General features: G+C 57.1%; 21 protein-coding genes and 1 riboswitch. Of the genes, 12 read left to right on the forward strand and 9 right to left on the reverse strand.

Annotated elements, in window-relative coordinates; genetic code table 11:
- The first annotated feature begins 14 nt into the window (after positions 1–14).
- Complete coding sequence (gene glnE / locus ABLV78_RS03475) at positions 15–2852, forward strand: bifunctional [glutamate--ammonia ligase]-adenylyl-L-tyrosine phosphorylase/[glutamate--ammonia-ligase] adenylyltransferase (protein WP_165430687.1); 2838 nt, start codon at positions 15–17, stop codon at positions 2850–2852.
- Positions 2853–2910: 58 nt separating this feature from the next.
- Positions 2911–4344, forward strand: coding sequence for a bifunctional D-glycero-beta-D-manno-heptose-7-phosphate kinase/D-glycero-beta-D-manno-heptose 1-phosphate adenylyltransferase HldE (hldE, locus tag ABLV78_RS03480; RefSeq protein ID WP_047043052.1), 1434 nt, complete (start codon positions 2911–2913; stop codon positions 4342–4344).
- 77 nt (positions 4345–4421) lie between these two features.
- On the opposite strand, the gene ABLV78_RS03485 is transcribed toward hldE, so the two are convergent.
- Positions 4422–4571, reverse strand: coding sequence for a hypothetical protein (locus ABLV78_RS03485; protein WP_165430588.1), 150 nt, complete (start codon positions 4569–4571; stop codon positions 4422–4424).
- Between ABLV78_RS03485 and glgS the strand changes: the two genes are divergently transcribed.
- Positions 4563–4760, forward strand: coding sequence for a cell surface composition regulator GlgS (gene glgS / locus ABLV78_RS03490; RefSeq protein WP_045392198.1), 198 nt, complete (start codon positions 4563–4565; stop codon positions 4758–4760). The genes ABLV78_RS03485 and glgS overlap by 9 nt on opposite strands.
- 195 nt (positions 4761–4955) lie before the next feature.
- Here the strand turns inward: glgS and ubiK are convergent, their stop codons facing one another.
- A complete protein-coding gene (gene ubiK / locus ABLV78_RS03495; protein ID WP_045392195.1) occupies positions 4956–5225 on the reverse strand; it encodes a ubiquinone biosynthesis accessory factor UbiK in 270 nt (89 codons plus the stop codon).
- Positions 5226–5352: 127 nt separating this feature from the next.
- Positions 5353–5504: riboswitch (FMN riboswitch) on the forward strand.
- Positions 5505–5609: 105 nt separating this feature from the next.
- On the opposite strand from ubiK, the gene ribB reads away from it, so the two are divergent.
- Together ribB and ygiD are read left to right on the forward strand one after the other, a co-directional pair.
- Complete coding sequence (ribB, locus tag ABLV78_RS03500) at positions 5610–6263, forward strand: 3,4-dihydroxy-2-butanone-4-phosphate synthase (protein WP_015703517.1); 654 nt, start codon at positions 5610–5612, stop codon at positions 6261–6263.
- Positions 6264–6469: 206 nt separating this feature from the next.
- Complete coding sequence (gene ygiD / locus ABLV78_RS03505) at positions 6470–7264, forward strand: 4,5-DOPA-extradiol-dioxygenase (protein WP_045392192.1); 795 nt, start codon at positions 6470–6472, stop codon at positions 7262–7264.
- A 56-nt stretch (positions 7265–7320) separates the two neighbouring features.
- Here the strand turns inward: ygiD and ABLV78_RS03510 are convergent, their stop codons facing one another.
- The 3 genes from ABLV78_RS03510 to tolC all read right to left on the reverse strand — a co-directional run bounded on the left by ABLV78_RS03510 (position 7321) and on the right by tolC (position 10778).
- The gene (locus ABLV78_RS03510; protein WP_045392189.1) at positions 7321–8481 is read right to left on the reverse strand and encodes a glutathionylspermidine synthase family protein; all 1161 of its coding nucleotides are present in this window, start codon (positions 8479–8481) and stop codon (positions 7321–7323) included.
- A 5-nt stretch (positions 8482–8486) separates the two neighbouring features.
- Positions 8487–9158 (reverse strand): DUF1190 family protein, encoded by a 672-nt coding sequence (locus ABLV78_RS03515; protein WP_047043048.1) that lies wholly within the window; start codon positions 9156–9158, stop codon positions 8487–8489.
- Positions 9159–9323: 165 nt separating this feature from the next.
- The gene (gene tolC / locus ABLV78_RS03520; protein ID WP_047043046.1) at positions 9324–10778 is read right to left on the reverse strand and encodes an outer membrane channel protein TolC; all 1455 of its coding nucleotides are present in this window, start codon (positions 10776–10778) and stop codon (positions 9324–9326) included.
- 195 nt (positions 10779–10973) lie between these two features.
- On the opposite strand from tolC, the gene nudF reads away from it, so the two are divergent.
- The 5 genes from nudF to parE are packed head-to-tail and all read left to right on the forward strand — an operon-like array spanning position 10974 to position 15380.
- On the forward strand, positions 10974–11603 hold the full coding sequence (gene nudF, locus ABLV78_RS03525) for an ADP-ribose diphosphatase (protein ID WP_015369649.1): 630 nt from the start codon (positions 10974–10976) through the stop codon (positions 11601–11603).
- Position 11604: 1 nt separating this feature from the next.
- A complete protein-coding gene (locus ABLV78_RS03530) occupies positions 11605–12027 on the forward strand; it encodes a DUF1249 family protein (RefSeq protein ID WP_045392180.1) in 423 nt (140 codons plus the stop codon).
- Between the two features lie 24 nt (positions 12028–12051).
- Positions 12052–12879 (forward strand): 3',5'-cyclic-AMP phosphodiesterase, encoded by an 828-nt coding sequence (gene cpdA / locus ABLV78_RS03535; RefSeq protein ID WP_045392177.1) that lies wholly within the window; start codon positions 12052–12054, stop codon positions 12877–12879.
- Entirely contained in the window at positions 12879–13454 is a 576-nt protein-coding gene (gene yqiA / locus ABLV78_RS03540; RefSeq protein ID WP_045392174.1) for an esterase YqiA, read from the forward strand. The genes cpdA and yqiA overlap by 1 nt, the downstream gene beginning before the upstream one ends.
- Positions 13455–13484: 30 nt before the next feature.
- The gene (gene parE / locus ABLV78_RS03545) at positions 13485–15380 is read left to right on the forward strand and encodes a DNA topoisomerase IV subunit B (protein WP_015369653.1); all 1896 of its coding nucleotides are present in this window, start codon (positions 13485–13487) and stop codon (positions 15378–15380) included.
- Positions 15381–15444: 64 nt separating this feature from the next.
- Here parE and ABLV78_RS03550 read toward each other — a convergent pair whose 3' ends face one another.
- The 4 genes from ABLV78_RS03550 to qseB form a co-directional block, all read right to left on the reverse strand.
- Positions 15445–15759: a putative quinol monooxygenase gene (locus ABLV78_RS03550; protein WP_015369654.1), complete on the reverse strand. Its 315-nt coding sequence runs from the start codon at positions 15757–15759 to the stop codon at positions 15445–15447.
- Between the two features lie 81 nt (positions 15760–15840).
- Complete coding sequence (locus tag ABLV78_RS03555; RefSeq protein ID WP_020077910.1) at positions 15841–16422, reverse strand: NAD(P)H-dependent oxidoreductase; 582 nt, start codon at positions 16420–16422, stop codon at positions 15841–15843.
- Between the two features lie 106 nt (positions 16423–16528).
- Complete coding sequence (gene qseC, locus ABLV78_RS03560) at positions 16529–17878, reverse strand: quorum sensing histidine kinase QseC (protein WP_047043041.1); 1350 nt, start codon at positions 17876–17878, stop codon at positions 16529–16531.
- The gene (qseB, locus tag ABLV78_RS03565) at positions 17875–18534 is read right to left on the reverse strand and encodes a quorum sensing response regulator transcription factor QseB (protein WP_032712534.1); all 660 of its coding nucleotides are present in this window, start codon (positions 18532–18534) and stop codon (positions 17875–17877) included. Before qseB ends, qseC begins: the two co-directional genes overlap by 4 nt.
- Before the next feature lie 150 nt (positions 18535–18684).
- Here qseB and ABLV78_RS03570 point away from each other — a divergent pair, with 150 nt between their 5' ends.
- Together ABLV78_RS03570 and ABLV78_RS03575 are read left to right on the forward strand one after the other, a co-directional pair.
- Positions 18685–19080 carry a YgiW/YdeI family stress tolerance OB fold protein gene (locus ABLV78_RS03570; RefSeq protein ID WP_015369658.1) on the forward strand — a complete coding sequence of 132 codons (396 nt, stop codon included), beginning with the start codon at positions 18685–18687 and terminating at the stop codon, positions 19078–19080.
- Positions 19081–19157: 77 nt separating this feature from the next.
- On the forward strand, positions 19158–20027 hold the full coding sequence (locus ABLV78_RS03575) for an AraC family transcriptional regulator (protein ID WP_047043037.1): 870 nt from the start codon (positions 19158–19160) through the stop codon (positions 20025–20027).
- Positions 20028–20047 lie beyond the last annotated feature (20 nt).

A 20047-nucleotide genomic window follows, 5' to 3' on the forward strand; every position in this document is an offset into this window, starting at 1 on the left:
CCAGGGAGACCCCTATAATGGCGCTTTCTTCGCAGTTACAGCAGCACTGGCAGACGGTTGTAAACCGGCTTCCGGCAGATTTTCCCCTGCAAACGTTAAGTTCGCAGGCGCAGTCGGTGATGACATTCAGCGAGTTCGTTGAACAGAGTCTGGTCGCTCAGCCGCAGTGGCTGGCTGAACTGGAAAGCGCGCCGCCGCAGGCCGACGAATGGCGCCATTACGACGACTGGCTGGCGGAACAGTTACAAGAGGTGACTGACGAGGCCGCGCTGATGCGCGAGCTACGCCAGTTCCGCCGCCGGATAATGGTGCGTATCGCCTGGGCGCAGGCGCTGCTGCTGGTGAGCGAAGAGAGCAGTTTGCAGCAGCTCAGCGCCCTGGCGGAGACTTTAATCGTCGCCGCCCGCGACTGGCTGTACGCCGCCTGCTGCCGGGAGTGGGGGACGCCGTGCAATGCGCAGGGCGAAGCGCAGCCGCTATTGATTCTGGGCATGGGGAAACTGGGCGGCGGCGAGCTTAACTTCTCTTCCGATATCGATCTCATTTTCGCCTGGCCGGAACACGGCGCCACCCAGGGCGGACGCCGCGAGCTGGATAACGGTCAGTTCTTTACCCGTCTGGGCCAGCGGTTAATCAAAGTACTCGATCAGCCGACGCAGGATGGTTTCGTCTATCGCGTGGATATGCGTCTGCGTCCGTTTGGCGACAGCGGCCCGCTGGTGTTGAGCTTTGCGGCGCTGGAAGACTATTACCAGGAGCAGGGGCGCGACTGGGAGCGCTACGCGATGGTGAAAGCGAGGATCATGGGCGATAACGACGGCGTGTACGCCAACGAACTGCGCGCCATGCTGCGCCCGTTCGTCTTCCGCCGCTACATCGATTTCAGCGTCATTCAGTCCCTGCGTAACATGAAAGGGATGATCGCCCGTGAAGTGCGCCGCCGCGGCCTGACAGACAATATCAAGCTTGGCGCGGGCGGCATTCGCGAAATAGAGTTTATCGTTCAGGTTTTCCAGCTGATCCGTGGCGGTCGCGAACCGGCCTTGCAGCAGCGTGCGCTGTTGCCGACGCTGGCGGCGATTGACGAGCTGCATTTGTTGCCGGAAGGCGATGCCGCCCAGCTGCGTGAAGCCTACCTGTTCCTGCGTCGTCTCGAAAACCTGCTGCAGAGCATTAACGACGAGCAAACCCAAACCCTGCCGCAGGATGAACTCAACCGCGCGCGTCTGGCGTGGGGGATGCGCGTCGCCGACTGGCAGACGCTCAGCGCACAGCTGGAAGAGCAGATGCGCCGCGTGCGTCGCGTCTTTAACGAACTGATTGGCGATGATGAAGCGCAATCGCCGGATGAACAGCTGGAAGAGTACTGGCGCGAACTGTGGCAGGACGCGCTGGAAGAAGACGACACAACGCCGGCGCTGGCGCACCTCGACGACAACGACCGGCGCAGCGTGCTGGCGCTGATCGCCGATTTTCGCAAAGAGCTCGACCGGCGCACCATCGGCCCGCGCGGGCGGCAGGTGCTCGACCAGCTGATGCCGCATTTGCTTAGCGAGGTCTGCTCACGGGCGGATGCGCCGCTACCGCTGGCGCGGATCACCCCGCTGCTGACCGGTATCGTCACCCGTACCACCTATCTGGAGCTGCTCAGCGAATTCCCCGGCGCGCTAAAACACCTGATTAGCCTGTGCGCCGCTTCGCCGATGGTCGCCAGCCAGCTGGCGCGCCACCCGCTGCTGCTGGACGAACTGCTGGATCCGAACACGCTTTATCAACCGACGGCGACCGATGCGTACCGCGACGAGCTGCGCCAGTATTTGCTGCGCGTGCCGGAAGAAGACGAAGAACAGCAGCTGGAAGCGCTACGCCAGTTTAAACAGGCGCAATTGCTGCACATCGCCGCCGCCGATATTGCCGGTACGCTACCGGTGATGAAAGTGAGCGATCACTTAACCTGGCTGGCGGAGGCGATGATCGACGCGGTGGTACAGCAGGCGTGGCTACAGATGGTCGCCCGCTACGGCCAGCCGACTCATCTGCGCGACCGTCAGGGACGCGGTTTTGCGGTAGTGGGTTACGGTAAACTTGGCGGTTGGGAGCTGGGTTATAGTTCCGATCTCGATCTGGTCTTCCTCCACGACTGTCCGATGGAGGTGATGACCGACGGCGAGCGGGAAATCGATGGTCGCCAGTTTTATCTGCGCCTTGCACAGCGGATCATGCATCTTTTCAGCACCCGCACCTCGTCGGGCATCTTGTATGAAGTGGACGCTCGCTTACGTCCATCCGGCGCGGCGGGCATGCTGGTGACTACCGCCGACGCCTTCGCCGATTATCAGCGCAATGAAGCCTGGACCTGGGAGCATCAGGCGCTGGTTCGCGCCCGGGTGGTGTATGGCGACCCGGCGCTGCAGGCGCGCTTCGATGCGATCCGCCGCGATATCCTGACCACTCCGCGTGAAGGCGCGACGCTGCAAACCGAAGTACGTGAGATGCGGGAAAAGATGCGCGCCCATCTCGGCAATAAGCAGCGCGATCGCTTTGATATCAAAGCCGATGCCGGCGGTATCACCGATATTGAATTTATTACCCAATATCTGGTGCTGCGCTATGCGCATGAAAAGCCAAAGCTGACGCGCTGGTCCGATAATGTGCGTATTCTGGAACTGCTGGCGCAGAACGACATCATGGATGAAGAAGAGGCGCGGGCGCTTACCCATGCTTACACCACGCTACGCGATGCGTTGCACCACCTGGCGCTGCAGGAGCAGCCGGGCAACGTTGCGCTGGATGCTTTCGACGGCGAACGCCAGCAGGTGAGCGCCAGCTGGCAGAAGTGGTTGATGGCTTAACTAACAAAGCGGGTGTGCTATTATCGCGCGCAAAGTTTGCATCTCGCAGGAGAGAGTAATGAAAGTAACGCTGCCAGAGTTTGAACGTGCAGGAGTGTTGGTGGTAGGCGATGTGATGCTGGACCGCTACTGGTATGGCCCTACCAGCCGTATTTCCCCGGAAGCCCCGGTGCCGGTGGTGAAGGTGGAAAATATCGAAGAACGTCCTGGCGGCGCGGCTAACGTGGCGATGAACATTGCTTCGCTCGGCGCGACTTCTCGTCTGGTCGGCCTGACCGGTATCGACGATGCCGCACGCGCGCTGAGCAAAGCGTTGGCTGACGTAAAAGTGAAATGTGATTTCGTGTCGGTACCGACGCATCCGACCATCACCAAGCTGCGCGTACTGTCGCGCAACCAGCAGCTGATCCGCCTCGATTTTGAAGAGGGCTTCTCCGGGGTCGATCCGCAGCCGATGCATGAACGTATTCAGCAGGCGCTGGGTTCGATCGGCGCGCTGGTGCTGTCTGACTACGCGAAAGGCGCGCTGGCCAGCGTGCAGACCATGATCAAGCTGGCGCGGGATGCCGGCGTGCCGGTGCTGATTGACCCGAAAGGCACCGATTTTGAACGCTACCGCGGGGCGACGCTGCTGACGCCGAACCTGTCTGAATTCGAAGCCGTCGCCGGAAAGTGTAAGGATGAAGCGGAAATCGTCGAACGCGGGATGAAAATCATCGCTGACTTCGAGCTTTCCGCACTGCTGGTGACGCGCTCCGAGCAGGGAATGACGCTGCTGCAGCCGGGTCGTCCGCCGCTGCATATGCCGACCCAGGCGCAGGAAGTGTATGACGTCACCGGCGCAGGCGATACGGTTATTGGCGTGCTGGCGGCGACGCTGGCGGCGGGCAACACGCTGGAAGAGGCCTGCTATTTCGCTAACGCCGCGGCCGGTGTCGTGGTTGGCAAGCTGGGGACGTCCACCGTTTCGCCAATCGAGCTGGAAAACGCGGTGCGCGGGCGTGCCGATACCGGTTTTGGCGTGATGAACGAAGAAGAGCTGAAACAGGCGGTTGCCGCGGCGCGTAAGCGCGGCGAAAAAGTGGTGATGACCAACGGCGTCTTCGATATTCTGCACGCGGGTCACGTCTCGTATCTGGCTAATGCGCGCAAGCTGGGCGATCGTCTGATCGTCGCCGTCAACAGCGATGCCTCAACCAAACGTCTGAAAGGCGAAACCCGCCCGGTGAACCCGCTGGAACAGCGGATGATCGTGCTGGGCGCGCTGGAAGCTGTCGACTGGGTGGTGTCGTTTGAAGAAGATACTCCGCAGCGGCTGATTGCCGGGATCCTGCCGGATCTGCTGGTGAAAGGCGGCGATTATAAGCCGGAGCAGATCGCCGGCAGCGAAGAGGTATGGGCCAACGGCGGCGAAGTGCTGGTGCTCAACTTTGAAGATGGCTGCTCGACTACCAATATTATCAAGAAAATACAGAAATATAGCGATAAGTAATCAATACGCTTTACCGCTCTGAACGGGGTGGTCTACAACGGCCTGCGGGGATACCTTCGCGGGCCGTTTTTATTTAATCATGCGGAAAATGATTTAGCGCAATAAATAACCCGGTTAAGCGCATTTTTCGTACAAAGTGCGTTAAGGTAAGCGTAAATACTGAAGTTAGTAAAAGGCATATGACCAATCAGAACACCAACGGCTGAAGGAGTATGCGGATGAACCATAACGATATGTATTCTATGAAGAACTTCGATTTTCTGGCACGTAGTTTCGCCAGGATGCACGCGCAAGGCCATTCAGTCGATCTTCAGGCTATTGTCGGCAATATGGATGAGGAACATCGTGAATGGTTTTGCCAACGCTATGAGCTTTATTGTCGCCAGGTGAATAGCGCGGTCGAGTTAGAGCACTAAAGCAAAATGAAAACGGGCCATCAGGCCCGTCAGACTGCTGACAAGGAAGGAAAAAGCGTGGTTTTTCCTTCCTTGCGGTTATCAGCCGAAAATCAATAAATTGATTTTCCATATTTTTTACCTGGTGCAATCTGTAAGCGCAAAGGTTGTATGAGCTTTGCCATCAATCTCAAACGGGCCATCAGGCCCGTTTTTTTATTGCTGTTCTTCGCTCTTCGGCGTGGCTGAGCGGCTTTCCAGATCGCTAATACGCTGCTCCAGTAAAGCCAGCTTTTCGCGGGTGCGCAGTAAAACCTGAGTTTGCACGTCGAACTCTTCGCGGCTAACCAGATCCAGGCGAGTTAACTGCGATTGCAGCACCTGGCGGATTTTCTTTTCTACGTCATCTCCAAGATCGCGAAGGCCTTTCGGCATCGATTCATGGACCTGGCGGGCGATTTGTTCAATTTTTTTCGGGTCAATCATGGTGGATTCCTGCACTGATCTAGTTACCGTTCATTGTAGTGCGAACGGGAGCGCCTATAAACCACAAATGTAAGATGTATAGCGAGTAGCCATTGATGAAGATAGTTAATGGCGTTATAGTTATCTCGCTTATTCTCAGGGCGGGGCGAAATTCCCCACCGGCGGTAAATCAACCTACGCGTTGAAAGCCCGCGAGCGCTTCCTGTGAAAACGGGAAGGTCAGCAGATCCGGTGTAATTCCGGGGCCGACGGTTAAAGTCCGGATGGGAGAGAGTAACGGCTCAGTCGGATTACGATCCGCTTGCGTTGACTTTTGCCGCTAAACCGGCACTCCTAAGACTGCCCTGATTCTGGTAACCATAATTTTAATGAGGTTTTTTTACCATGAATCAGACGCTCCTTTCTTCTTTTGGTACCGCTTTTGAACGTGTGGAACACGCTTTAGACGCACTGCGCGAAGGCCGCGGTGTGATGGTGCTTGATGATGAAGACCGTGAAAACGAAGGCGATATGATTTTCGCCGCCGAAACCATGACCGTTGAGCAAATGGCGCTGACCATTCGTCACGGCAGCGGTATTGTCTGCCTGTGCCTGACCGAAGATCGCCGCAAGCAGCTTGACCTGCCAATGATGGTTGAGAACAACACCAGCGCCTACGGCACCGGCTTTACCGTCACCATTGAAGCGGCAGAAGGCGTGACCACCGGCGTATCCGCCGCTGACCGCATCACGACCGTGCGCGCCGCCATTGCCGATGGCGCGAAACCCTCCGATCTCAATCGTCCGGGCCACGTCTTCCCGCTGCGCGCGCAGCCTGGCGGCGTAATGACCCGCGGCGGTCACACAGAAGCGACCATTGACCTGGTGACCCTTGCGGGCTTCAAACCGGCAGGCGTGCTCTGTGAACTGACTAACGACGATGGCACTATGGCGCGCGCGCCGGAGTGCATCAAGTTCGCTCAGCAGCACAACATGGCCGTGGTTACCATTGAAGATCTGGTGGCTTACCGCCGCGAGCACGATCGCAAAGCCAGCTAAGATGCCGCTGTTCTGATGACAAGCCCACTTTACGGTGGGCTTTGTTGTTTCTGGGCCGAGCCAATAGGTTTTCTCCGCAGGTAAAAAGGGAGAGAGTTTTCACATTCAAATTTTCTGATGATGATCATCACGCTTATCTGAGTTTATCTGCGGTTAAAAACGCGTAATGTGAAGGAATCAAATACTCCCTACTGAAGGATACCATCATGTCCCGTACCCGTATGCCAGCGTTGTTTTTAGGCCATGGTAGCCCGATGAACGTGCTGGAAGATAATATCTATACCCGCGCCTGGCGCCATCTCGGTGAAACACTGCCGCGCCCGAAAGCTATCGTGGTTATCTCCGCGCACTGGTTTACCCGCGGCACGGGCGTGACGGCGATGGAAGCGCCGAAAACCATTCATGACTTCGGCGGTTTTCCGCAAGCTTTGTACGATACGCACTACCCGGCGCCGGGATCGCCGGAGCTGGCGCAGCATCTGGTTGAGCTACTGGCGCCGGTGCCCGTCGCCCTCGATAAAGAGGCGTGGGGGTTTGACCACGGTTCGTGGGGGGTGCTGATCAAAATGTATCCTGATGCCGATATTCCCATGGTTCAGTTAAGTATCGATAGCACAAAGCCCGCGGCGTGGCATCTGGAGATGGGGCGTAAGCTGGCGTCGCTGCGTGATGAAGGTATTATGCTGGTGGCGAGCGGCAACGTGGTGCATAACCTGCGTACCGCGCGCTGGCATGGCGAAAGTACGCCGTATCCGTGGGCCGAGTCGTTCAACGACTATGTGAAAGCGAATTTAACCTGGAAAGGGCCGGTCGACGAGCATCCGCTGGTGAACTACCTGAGCCATGAAGGCGGATCGCTCTCTAACCCGACGGCTGAGCACTTCCTGCCGCTGCTCTATATTCTGGGGGCGTGGGATGGCGAAGAGCCGATAACAATCCCGGTCGAAGGGATGGAGATGGGATCGCTGAGTATGCTATCGGTGGTAGTGGGCGCCGCGTAACGGCAGCTATCGCACATGAAAAAACCCCGGCCACGCAGGTTGCCGGGGTTTTGCCGTTATTCGACGAAAATGTGCGGATAGAAACGCGAAAGATCCTGGGTGATCAGCGCCCGATCTTCACGAATGCCGATCCCGGCAGGCTGGTCGTTAATAAGCCAGCTGCCAATCAGCGTATAGCTATCGCCAAATTTCGGCAGCGAATAAAACTCCTGCACGATGGTGCCTTCTTCCCCATATGGGCCTTCCACTGCTTCCACCACTTTGCCATTTTCAACGATTGACACGTTAGCGCCTTCGCGGGAGAAAATCGGCTTAATGACGTACTTCTCAAGCTGCGGATGGTTATCTTCGCTAAAGTAAGCCGCCAACAGGTTAGGGTGGTTGGGGAACATTTCCCACAGCATCGGCAGCAGCGCCTTGTTGGAGATAATGCTCTTCCACGCTGGCTCCAGCCAGCGTACGCCGGCGTCTTCCAGCTTGGTGGAGAACATCTCGCGCAGCATAAATTCCCACGGATAAAGCTTGAACAGATTGCCGATGACCTGATCCTGCAAATCGGTGAACTGGCCTTTCTCGCCAAGACCGATATCTTCGATATACAGGAACTCGGTGGCGACGCCCGCTTCTGCCGCGCAGTCCTGCAGGTACTGCACGGTGCCGCGGTCTTCAACGGTATCGCGGCAGCAGGCCATATGCAGCAGCTGGAAGCCAAACTGTTCACGCAGCTCGCCGAAGCGTTCAATCAGTTTTTCCTGCAGGCTGTTGAACTGATCGCTGTCGGCAGGCAGATTACCGGCGTTAAGCTGATCTTCCAGCCAGATCCACTGAAAGAACGCTGCTTCATATAGTGAGGTTGGCGTATCCGCGTTGTTCTCCAGCAGCTTCGGCTCGCCCACGCCATCCCAGGCCAGATCCAGACGCGAGTAAAGCGACGGCTGGTTGGTTTTCCACGACTGACGCACAAAGCCCCAGGTGTGTTTAGGGATGCGGAATTTGGTCATCAGCTCGTCGCTGGCGATCACTTTCTCAACGACCTGCAGGCACATTTGATGCAGCTCGGCGGTGACCGCTTCGAGCTTTTCAACCTGCGCCAGCGTCAGCTTGTAGTAGGCCTCTTCACTCCAGTACGGCTCGCCGTACATGGTGTGAAAATTGAAGCCATACTCGGTCGCTTTCTCGCGCCAGTCCGGGCGCTCGGTAATGCTGATTCTTTCCATGCCGCTTAACCGCCCATCGAGCGTGAAGAGGAGCTGGAGCCCGCGGCGCTACGCTGCATCGTCGATTGCTTAGCAACAGATTCGCCAAAACCGCCGCGGGTGACGGTTGTGGTGGTTGCCGGTTTCGGCGCCATCGCGGTTTTCGGTACGTTCATGGTACGGCCCGGTTGCGCCGCGCCATAGCTCTTACCGCTGGCATCGGTGTACTGGCCGTAGGCCGGGCTGGCCGGGTTTTTCGAGCTAAACAGCGGCTGCTGCGCGGCCATGCCGCCGCCCATCAGGCGGCCCATCATGTAACCGGCCATCAGCGGCATCCAGAAGCTGCCGCTGCTTTGCGCCTGCGCCTGGTTTTCCGGGGCGACGCCCGCCTGAGCCGGCGCCTGCTGGCATTGGCCTTCGCCGAACTCGGCGACGCAGTCTTCGCGGGTGGCGTATTTCGGCGCGGTGCGCGCGGCTTCTTTCACCGCGTTGTTGTAGGCGGTGGTGCACTCTGCGGCTTTGCTTGGGTTAGCCGCGGAGCAGTCATCGGCGTTCTGATACAGAGAAACCGTCTCGTCAGTTTTTTCGCAACCGGCGAGCATAAAGACGGCGGTGACGGCAAAGGCGACCGGCGTCAGGTGGCGAGCGCTCCAGCTTTTGCGGAACGACGCATGATTAATATTTTTTGTCCGTTTCATATTTGTCTTCCAGGACCCAGTGGTAGTGCGTTTGTCAACGCTCAGGATAGAGTATGAGTGGTGGAAATTGAAGCGAAAGAGGGGAAAAGCGGGGGTCTTTACGTTGTCTTACGTTTTACGCCCGCCTGACCCGAAGGCCAGACGAGGCGTAATCGCATTCAACGATTAGTGACTAAACGGATTGGAACCGCTGGTCTTCGTCGTACGGGCGGCAGCCGGCTGTGCGGAGGCGGTGTTCGCATAACCGTCAGCGGCTGCGTCCTGCTGCGGGTTTTCCGGCGCGACGCTGTCTGGTGAAGTCGGGATCGCTTTACCCAGCGTGTTGTTCAGCGCAATCAGATCCTGCTCGTTTAGCGTGCCGAGAGCGGACTTGATGTTCAGCTCGTTGATCAGGTAGTTATAACGGGCGTTGGAGAGCTGCTGCTTGGCGTTGTACAGCGTGGTGGTCGCATCCAACACGTCAACGATGGTACGTGTACCCACCGAATAACCCGCTTCCATCGCATCCAGGGAGCTCTGCGCAGAGACCACCGCCTGTTTGTAAGCGTTGATGCTGCTGATGGAGGCATTCACGTTGTTAAACGACGAACGCACGGTCTGCACCACGCTGCGGTGCGCGCTTTCCAGCTGCTCGCTGGCGCCGACGAAGTTGTACTGCGCCTGTTTCACCTGCGAGTTAACCATCCCGCCCTGATACAGCGGCAGGGAGAAGCTCAGGCCGACTTTGTTTTGCCCGACATCGGCGTCCTGGGTAATGTTTTTGGAACCGCTGTAACGGTTATTAGAGACACCGGTAGAAGCATTCAAATCAAGGGTAGGCAAATGACCATCCTGCGCCTGGCGAATCTGCTCACGAGCCAGATCCTGGTTCAGACGCGCCTGCAGCAGCGACAGGTTACGGTTTTCCGCTTCCTTCAGCAGCGCGTTCACCGCCTGCGGCTTGTTGGTTTTGAAACCGTTAACGTTCAGCGACGCCAGCTCCGGATAGTAGTTGCCGGTGACCTGACGCAGCTCTTCCACGGCGTTGTCGAGGTCGTTACGCGCGGTCACTTCATTTGCCAGCACGGCGTCGTATTGTGAACGGGCGTTCTGCACGTCGGTGATGGCAACCAGGCCCACGTTAAAGCGCTGGGTGGTTTGGTCCAACTGGCGGTAGATGGCCTGTTTCTGCGCTTCGGTATAGGAGAGCGTATCGATTGCGGCCAGAACTTTAAAGTAAGCCGTCGCGGTATTCAGGATCAGCGTTTGCTGGTCGGTTTGATAGGTGACATCCTGAATGCCCGCCGCTTTTTCCTGCAGGGTCAGCGCGCGCCATTTCGACATATCGAACAGGGTTTGCGTTAACTGCAGTGAACCGCTGGTGACGTTGGAGTTCTGGTTTTTGTAATCACGGAACCCGCTGGTATAGGTATAATCCGCGCCCAGACCGAGTTGCGGCAGTAATGGGCTACGCGCTTCGTTGATTTTTTCGAATGCAGCATCGCGATCGGCTGCCGATTTACGCAGATCAGGGTTGCTAATACGCGCCTGCTGATAAACCTGCAACAGGTTCTCTGCCTGGCTCATGGCGCTGAAGCCAGTCAGGCCCAGGCCGATAAGGATGGGAAAAAGTTTCTTCATTTGCATTCCTTGTTGTGAAGCATTTAGCGCTACTCAAATTCTAAAAATAATCGCTGATTGTATCGACTCTGTCGCCGTAAAAAGTTGGCGTTACGTGCCATAGGGCGGTAATTTGCACCAATCTAACATACAGGCTGTAAAACGGTAGCCAAACGGCCTATAAATCCCTACTTTCGGATGAGCAGGACACAGACAATGAGCAAACCCAATCAGCAGGGAATTACCTTCTCTAAAAACGATGTAGAAATTATTGCACGCGAAACGCTTTATCGCGGTTTTTTTTCACTCGATTTGTATCGTTTTCGCCATCGCCTGTTTAACGGCGGGATGAGCGGCGAGGTGACCCGCGAAATTTTTGAGCGCGGGCACGCCGCGGTCTTGCTACCCTTTGACCCGGTACGTGATGAAGTTGTGCTGGTCGAGCAGATCCGCATTGCCGCCTATGATACCAGCGAGAGCCCGTGGCTGCTGGAAATGGTCGCCGGGATGATAGAAGAAGGCGAAACGGTAGAGGATGTCGCCCGCCGCGAAGCGCTGGAAGAGGCCGGGCTTGAAGTTGGGCGTACCAAACCAATATTAAGCTATCTGGCAAGCCCAGGCGGCACCAGCGAACGATTATCGATCCTGGTGGGCGAAGTTGATGCATCGACGGCAAAAGGCATTCACGGCCTGGCCGAAGAAAACGAGGATATTCGGGTGCATGTGGTGAGCCGGGAACAGGCTTACCAGTGGGTAGAAGAGGGGAAAATCGACAACGCGGCTTCTGTCATCGCCCTGCAATGGCTGCAGCTGCATTATCATAGCTTACGAAACGAGTGGAAATAATATGAAGCGTTATACACCTGACTTCCCGGAAATGATGCGCCTGTGCGAAACCAATTTCGCCCAGCTGCGCCGCCTGTTGCCTCGCACTGAGGCGGTCGGCGATATGGCGAACTATCAGGTGGGTGCGGCGCAATACCGATTAACGGTGGTCGAATCGACCCGCTACACTACATTGGTGACAATAGAACAGACCCAGCCTGCGGTGAGTTACTGGAGCCTGCCGTCAATGACGGTGCGCCTGTACCACGACGCGATGGTGGCTGAAGTGTGTTCAAGTCAGCAGATTTTTCGCTTCAAAGCGAGATATGATTATCCTAATAAAAAGTTGCATCAACGCGACGAAAAGCATCAAATTAATCAGTTTCTGGCCGACTGGCTGCGTTACTGTTTAGCACATGGAGCGATGGCGATTCCGGTTTGTTAGCGTCGTGAAACCTAAGGACACCATTTGGAAAGCCTGTTAAACCTACCTCTGGCTGGTGAGGCCAGAGTCAGGATATTACAAATTACTGATACTCACCTGTTTGCTGAAAAACATGAAACGCTGTTGGGTATCAATACCTGGGAAAGTTATCAGGCTGTATTGGATGCGATACATGCCTCACAGCGTGAATGCGACCTGATTGTAGCAACAGGCGATCTGGCGCAAGACCACTCCGCCGCGGCCTATCAGCATTTCGCTGAAGGCATCGCGAGCTTTGCCGCACCCTGCGTCTGGCTGCCGGGAAACCATGATTTCCAACCGGCGATGTACAGCACGCTGCACGATGCCGGCATCTCCCCCGCCAAACGCGTCCTGTTGGGCGACCATTGGCAAATCCTGCTGCTCGACAGCCAGGTCTTCGGGGTGCCCCACGGCGAGCTGAGCGATTTCCAACTGGAGTGGCTTGAGCATCAATTGAATGCTGAACCTGAGCGCTACACGCTGCTGTTACTCCATCATCATCCGCTGCCGGCGGGTTGCAGCTGGCTCGATCAGCATAGCCTGCGCAATGCCGGGGCGTTAGACCAAATCCTGAGCAACTATCCGCGGGTTAAGCACCTGCTATGCGGCCATATTCACCAGGAGCTGGATCTCGACTGGAACGGGCGGCGGATGATGGCGACGCCATCGACCTGCGTGCAGTTTAAGCCGCACTGCGCTAATTTCACCCTCGATACCGTCTCTCCAGGCTGGCGCTGGCTGGAGCTGCATCCCGATGGCGCGTTGACGACTGAAGTCTGTCGTCTCAGCGGCGCCGAGTTTCACCCGGATATCGCTTCAGAAGGATACTGATGTCTACTCTTCTTTATCTGCACGGATTTAACAGCTCGCCGCGCTCGGCAAAAGCGACGGCGCTGAAAACGTGGCTGGCGCAGCACCACCCGGAAATTAACATGGTGGTGCCGGAACTGCCTGCTTTCCCGGCGCAGGCGGCAGAGATGCTGGAAGCTATCGTGCTGGAGCACGGCGGCGAGCCGTTAGGCGTGGTGGGGTCGTCGCTGGGTGGCTACTACGCCACCTGGCTGTCGCAATGTTTTATGCTGCCGGCGGTGGTGGTTAACCCGGCGGTGCGGCCATTTGAACTGCTGAACAATTTTCTTGGCCCCAATGAGAATCCGTACACCGGGCAGCAATATGTGCTAGAGTCTCGCCATATTTACGATCTTAAAGTCATGCATATCGACCCGCTGGAAGCGCCTGACCTCATCTGGTTATTGCAGCAAACGGGCGATGAAGTGCTTGATTACCGCCAGGCTGTTGACTACTTCGCCTCCTGCCGTCAAACGGTCGAGGAGGGCGGTAATCACGCATTTGTTGGCTTTGAAGATCATTTCACCCAGATTATCGATTTTCTGGGCCTGCGCTAAGCGGTTCAGAACGACCTACGAATACACACCATGACGCAATCTTCATATAACGCTGATGCCATTGAGGTACTCACCGGGCTTGAGCCGGTTCGCCGCCGCCCGGGAATGTACACCGACACAACCCGTCCTAACCATCTTGGTCAGGAAGTTATTGATAACAGTGTGGATGAAGCACTGGCCGGTCACGCCAAACGCGTGGAGGTCATCCTTCATGCCGATCAATCGTTGGAAGTCATTGACGACGGACGCGGGATGCCGGTTGATATCCACCCGGAAGAAGGGGTTCCGGCGGTTGAGCTGATCCTTTGTCGGCTGCACGCGGGCGGTAAGTTTTCCAACAAAAACTACCAGTTCTCCGGCGGCCTCCATGGGGTAGGGATCTCGGTCGTCAACGCCTTGTCTAAACGCGTGGAAGTCAACGTGCGCCGCGACGGCCAGGTCTACAGCATCGCCTTTGAGAACGGGGAAAAAGTTGAAGACCTGCGCGTCACCGGCACCTGCGGTAAACGCAACACCGGGACCAGCGTCCATTTCTGGCCGGATGAAAGCTTCTTCGATAGCCCGCGTTTCTCCGTCTCGCGGCTAACTCACCTGCTAAAAGCGAAAGCGGTGCTGTGCCCGGGCGTGGAAATTGTTTTCCGCGACCAGGTGAACAACAGCGAACAGCGCTGGTGCTATGCGGACGGCCTTAATGATTATTTGTGCGAGGCGGTCAACGGCCTGCCGCTGCTGCCGGAAAAACCGTTTGTCGGTAACTTCTCCGGCGAAACGGAAGCGGTGGATTGGGCGCTGCTGTGGCTGCCGGAAGGCGGCGAACTGCTGACCGAAAGCTACGTCAACCTGATCCCGACCATGCAGGGCGGTACCCACGTTAACGGTCTGCGTCAGGGTCTGCTCGACGCGATGCGCGAGTTCTGCGAATACCGCAATATCCTGCCGCGCGGCGTGAAGCTGTCGGCGGAAGATATCTGGGATCGCTGCGCGTACGTACTGTCGGTGAAGATGCAGGATCCGCAGTTCGCCGGGCAGACGAAAGAACGTCTGTCGTCGCGTCAGTGCGCGGCATTCGTCTCCGGGGTGGTTAAAGACGCCTTCAGCCTGTGGCTGAATCAGAACGTACAGGCGGCGGAGCTGCTGGCGGAAATGGCCATTTCCAGCGCCCAGCGCCGCCTGCGCGCCGCCAAGAAAGTAGTGCGCAAAAAGCTCACCAGCGGCCCGGCGCTGCCGGGTAAGCTGGCGGACTGCACCGCGCAGGACCTGAACCGCACCGAACTGTTCCTCGTCGAAGGGGACTCGGCGGGCGGTTCGGCGAAACAGGCGCGCGACCGTGAATATCAGGCGATCATGCCGCTTAAAGGCAAAATCCTGAATACCTGGGAAGTTTCTTCCGATGAAGTTCTTGCTTCGCAAGAGGTGCACGACATTTCGGTGGCGATTGGTATCGACCCGGATAGCGATGATTTAAGCCAGCTGCGTTACGGTAAAATCTGTATTCTCGCCGATGCCGACTCGGATGGTCTGCACATTGCTACCCTGCTGTGCGCGCTGTTCGTGAAGCATTTCCGTACCCTGGTGAAAGAGGGGCACGTGTACGTCGCGCTGCCGCCGCTGTATCGTATCGACCTGGGTAAAGAGGTTTACTACGCGCTGACGGAAGAAGAAAAAGCCGGCGTGCTGGAGCAGTTGAAGCGTAAGAAAGGCAAGCCGAACGTACAGCGCTTTAAAGGGCTGGGCGAGATGAACCCGATGCAGCTACGTGAAACCACGCTCGACCCGAATACCCGCCGCCTGGTGCAGCTCATCATCACCGATGAAGACGAGCAACAAACGACCGCGGTGATGGATATGCTGTTGGCCAAGAAGCGTTCGGAAGACCGCCGCAACTGGCTGCAGGAAAAAGGCGATATGGCGGATCTCGAAGCCTGAGCCGACGTCAGCCGCCAGATACGAAAAAGGGAGCCCCAGGCTCCCTTTTTTGCTTTTGCCGGGCTTATACGCCAGCCTGCAAAATGCGGATGCTGGTTTCCAGCACGTCGCCTTTTACCGCTTCGGCGTAAGCCTTCATGTGCGGCGTTTGCAGATGCGCTTCGAGATGCGCGACGCTTTCCCACTGCTCGACCATGACGATCGAATCCGGGGCGGAGGTCTGGAAACTCACGCCGGCGGCGTGGTCAACCAGCGGCGCGTAGCCGTGGCAACCCTCTTCCTGCAGTACCACAGGGACAATTTTAGCGAACTGATCCAGTACCGCCTGACGGTGGTGCTGGCCCGGACGGGTACGAATTTCGGCAATCACTGTTAACATGGTTAACTCAACTCCTTCTGTGTGTAAACTCGCCATACTTCAAGGTTAGTGACTTGAATAACAGCGAGTGTAGACATCTAGTTAACCAAAAATCTCGGCCAGATGCTTGCGATATTCTGCGATGACGTGTGGAACGTCAGGCATTTTAATCACGTCGTTGGCGATAAAGGTCGGCATCGCGCTCATGCCAAGGAACTGATTGGCTTTGTGGAACGGCAGGTAAACGCCATCAACGCCGACGCCGTGGAAGAACTGATCTTTATCGGTGAAAGCTTCCATCGGCGCGTTCCAGGTCAACGACAGCATATACTGTTTGCCCTGAATCAACCCGCCGGAGCCATATTTTTTGCTGTCATCGGAGCGGGTACGGCCATCGCTGGCGTACAGAGAACCATGGCCTTCGGTGAAGACGTCATCCATGTACTTTTTCACGGTCCACGGCGCGCCCATCCACCAGCCCGGCATCTGCCAGATAACCACATCGGCCCACAGGAAATTCTGCACTTCTTCTTTTACATCGTACTCGCTTTCCGCGCGGACGATTTTAACATCATGCCCGACGTCGCGCAGATAACCATCCGCGACCTCGGTCAGGGTGTCGTTTAATTGGCCATTAGAGTGAGCGAATTTTTTCGCCCCGTTGATAATCAGGATGTTGCTCATTTTTTGCCCTCAATCTATTAAATTTGTCGGCAATTTTACCCCGCGAAGCGGGGCAGTAAAATGAGCAAAATGTGCAAAGTCTTTTGCATTTTTGGCAATAATGAGGCTACCAGTAAACGCGTGCCTCGAAGCCGCCGTCCGGCGCGTTAGCAAAATCAACCCGCATACCGTGCAGCGAGGCGATGCGGCGAACGATCGATAAGCCTAATCCGCTGCCGGGGGCGTCCTGGCCCGGCGGGCGATAAAAACGCTCGCCAATGCGCGCCAGGGCTTGCGGACTAATGCCTGGACCATTGTCGCGAACCCGGAACTCGCGGGCGGAAAGCGTGATATCCACCCGGCTACCGCGCGGGCTATAGCGCACGGCATTATCCAGCAGATTGCGTACCAGCAGGCTGAGCAGCAGCGGCTGGCCGGTACGGACGATATTGCTGGCATTCAGATGCAGGCGTAGCTCAATGGCGGACTGCTGGGCGTGGTGATACATCTCCATCACCGCCGACTGCAGCAGGTCGTCGATGGCGACCGGCTGCACGTCATCCAGTTGGGCAAGGGAATCCAGACGCGACAGCGTAAGTAATTGATCGACCAGCCGAGTGGCGCGGTCGATGCCCTGATGTAATTGCGCCAACGCTTTATCCCGGCCTTCGGGATCGTCCATCGAAAGCTGGGCGACTTCGGTTTGCACCTTCAGCGCGGCCAGCGGGCTGCGCAACTCGTGGGCGGCATCAGAGGTAAAACGGCGCTCGCGCAGCATGGTTTCGTGGGTACGGCTGAATAGCTGATTCAGGGCATCGACCAGCGGGCGAACTTCCGAAGGGATTTTGTCGTCCGACAGACGTTCCGCCGAGTCCGGCGCGCGCTGGCGCAGGGTTCGAGCCAGTTTCTTCAACGGCGCCAGCTCGCGGCTTAATAGCACAATGAGTAACAGGAACATCAGCGGCAGCGCGACCAGCCACGGCGTGAGCTGCGAGGTGACGATATCCACCGCCATCTCCCGGCGATAATCCCACTCCTGACCGACGGCGATACGATGTCGGCCATCGGCGGTGGTCAACCACAAGAAGCGCCATTCGTCGTCATCGCCGCGCAGATAGCCGTCACTGAAGCCTTCGCGTTGCGATCCCCATTGAATATCTTCGCCGTTTTCACCATCGTTGAGCACCATTTTCCCGTCGCGGGTGAAGATAGCGAAGGCCAGCGCGTCATCATCAAGATGGCCGTGTTTAACTTTTTTCTTTTCGCGGATTTGCGTCGGTCGCGCCTGTAGCTCCTCGACATTCATCGCGCTCAGGCGGCGGGCGAAGAGCAGTTGTTGGGTATCAAACAGCTTATCCAGTTTTTCGCTGGTCTGCTGCCAGGCGATCACGCAGGCGATCCCCCAGGCAGCGCTGGTCAGCAGGACAAACAGCAGCGTTAGTCGCAGGCGCAGGCTTAAACGGGCGAGTCGTTTCATGCGTCACCCAGGGTATAGCCGATGCCGTGCACGGTGCGGATAAAACCGCTGCCGAGTTTGCGGCGCAGATGGTGAACGTGCACTTCCACGGCGTTGCTGGAGACCTCGTCGTCCCAGTTATAGAGCTTTTCCTCGATAAGCTTACGCGGCAACACGCGCCCGGCGTTGCGCATAAGCAGTTCCAGCAGGGCGAACTCCTTCGGCTTCAGCGCAAGGCTTTCGCCATCGAGGCTGGCGGTTAAGCGGTTTGGATCGAGGCTCACCTTGCCGTGGCGTAGCTCGCTGCTGCTCTGGCCGTGAGCGCGGCGGATCAGCGCTTCGAGACGCGCCGCCACCTCAATCAGGGCGAAGGGTTTACACAGATAGTCATCGGCGCCGAGCTGTAGCCCTTCAACCCGCTGGCTCAGCGCGTCGCGGGCGGTGAGGATCAGCACGGGTTCATTACGGCCTTTATCGCGCCATTCGCGCAGAATATCGAGGCCGTCAATGCCGGGGAGGGTAAGGTCAAGTATCGCGGCGTCGTAAGGGGCGCTATATAAGGCATTTTTACCCTCCTGGCCTGCGGTGAACCAGTCGATGCTGAAGCCCATTTTGCTCAGCCCGGCTTTGATGCCGTCGCCGATCAGTTTGTCATCTTCTACCAATAATATGCGCATGTTTCCCTCCGCCGATCCCGTTTCTTTGCGCAGTAAACCGCGTTGAAGCAGGGGATGTACAGCATTAAAATTTCTTTTTTCCGCTTAAGAAGTCGTTAAGTTTTGTCAGGCGTAATAGGAGCCATACCAACACAAAAGGGAGAATATAAGATGAAAAAAATTGCTGCGATGACCGCGATTATTGCTTTGGTTTCCATGCCGGTACTGGCCGCCGGGCAGGGTGGCTTCACCGGGCCGTCGACTACCACCACCTCGCAGGCCGGCGGCTTCACCGGGCCGAGCGGCGCGGTGACCACCGTGGCGAACGCCAAGTCGCTGCGTGATGACACCTGGGTGACCCTGCGCGGTAAAATCGTCGAGCGCATCTCTGATGACCTGTATAAATTCCAGGACGCCTCCGGCGTGGTGAACGTCGATATCGACCACAAGCGCTGGAACGGCGTGACCGTCGGCCCGCAGGATACGGTAGAAATTCAGGGTGAAGTCGATAAAGACTGGAACTCGGTCGAGATCGACGTGAAGCAGATCCGTAAAATCACGCCATAACGCCCGCGCCAGAATGCGCAAGATCGGTCAGGAATCGCTATCCTCGCTCTGGCAGAGTGTGTCGCGTGGAGGAGACGATGAACGATATTAAGGCCAGCCCGGCGTACGTCGGGCGTTTTCAGCGAGTCTGTTTGTACATTGAGAACCATCTTGATGAGCCGCTAACGCTGGAGGCGCTGAGCGCGATTGCGTATAGCTCGCCTTACCATTTTCACCGGCAATTTAGCGCGTATACCGGCGTTCCGCTGTACCGGTATATTCAGTGGTTACGCCTGCGGCGCGCCTGTTGGCGCCTGGCCTTCAACCCGCAGGATAAAATCATCGATATTGCCTTTGATGCCGGATTTCAAAATTCGGAGTCGTTCAGTCGCGCCTTCCGTACCGCGTTTGATCAAAGCCCGACTCAGTTCCGTCAGCGACCGGATTGGGGCGAGTGGCATCGGCGCGTACCGAAACATACGCTACAGGAGCAAACTTCGATGGACGTCAACATTATTCAATTTCCAGCCACAAGGATCGCTGTATTGCAACATCGCGGGAGCCCGGACCTGGTCAACGCCACCGCCGCGCGTTTTATCGCATGGCGCAAAACGAGCGGGCTGTCGCCAGTCGCCACCAGCGAAACCTGGGGCATTGCCTGGGACGATCCGCAAACAACGCCAGGCGACGCGTTTCGTTTTGATATCTGCGGCACCGTTGAGCAACCGATTAGCGAAAACGCGTTTGGCGTGATTAACGGCGAGATCCCGGCAGGCCGTTGCGCAGTGGCCCGCCATCACGGTTCGCTGGACACGCTGGCGCAAAGCGTCTGGTTTCTCTATCGCGACTGGCTGCCCGCCTCCGGGGAGACGCTAAGGGATTTTCCGGTGTTCTTCCGCTACCTCAATTTTGTGCATGAAGTTGGCGAGCATGAACTCCGCACCGATATTTATTTGCCGCTAGCCTGATTGATATTCTCATCCTCTTT

It is taken from the genome of Klebsiella sp. CN_Kp075, assembly GCF_040065055.2.
GTDB classification, from domain to species: Bacteria; Pseudomonadota; Gammaproteobacteria; order Enterobacterales; family Enterobacteriaceae; genus Klebsiella; species Klebsiella aerogenes.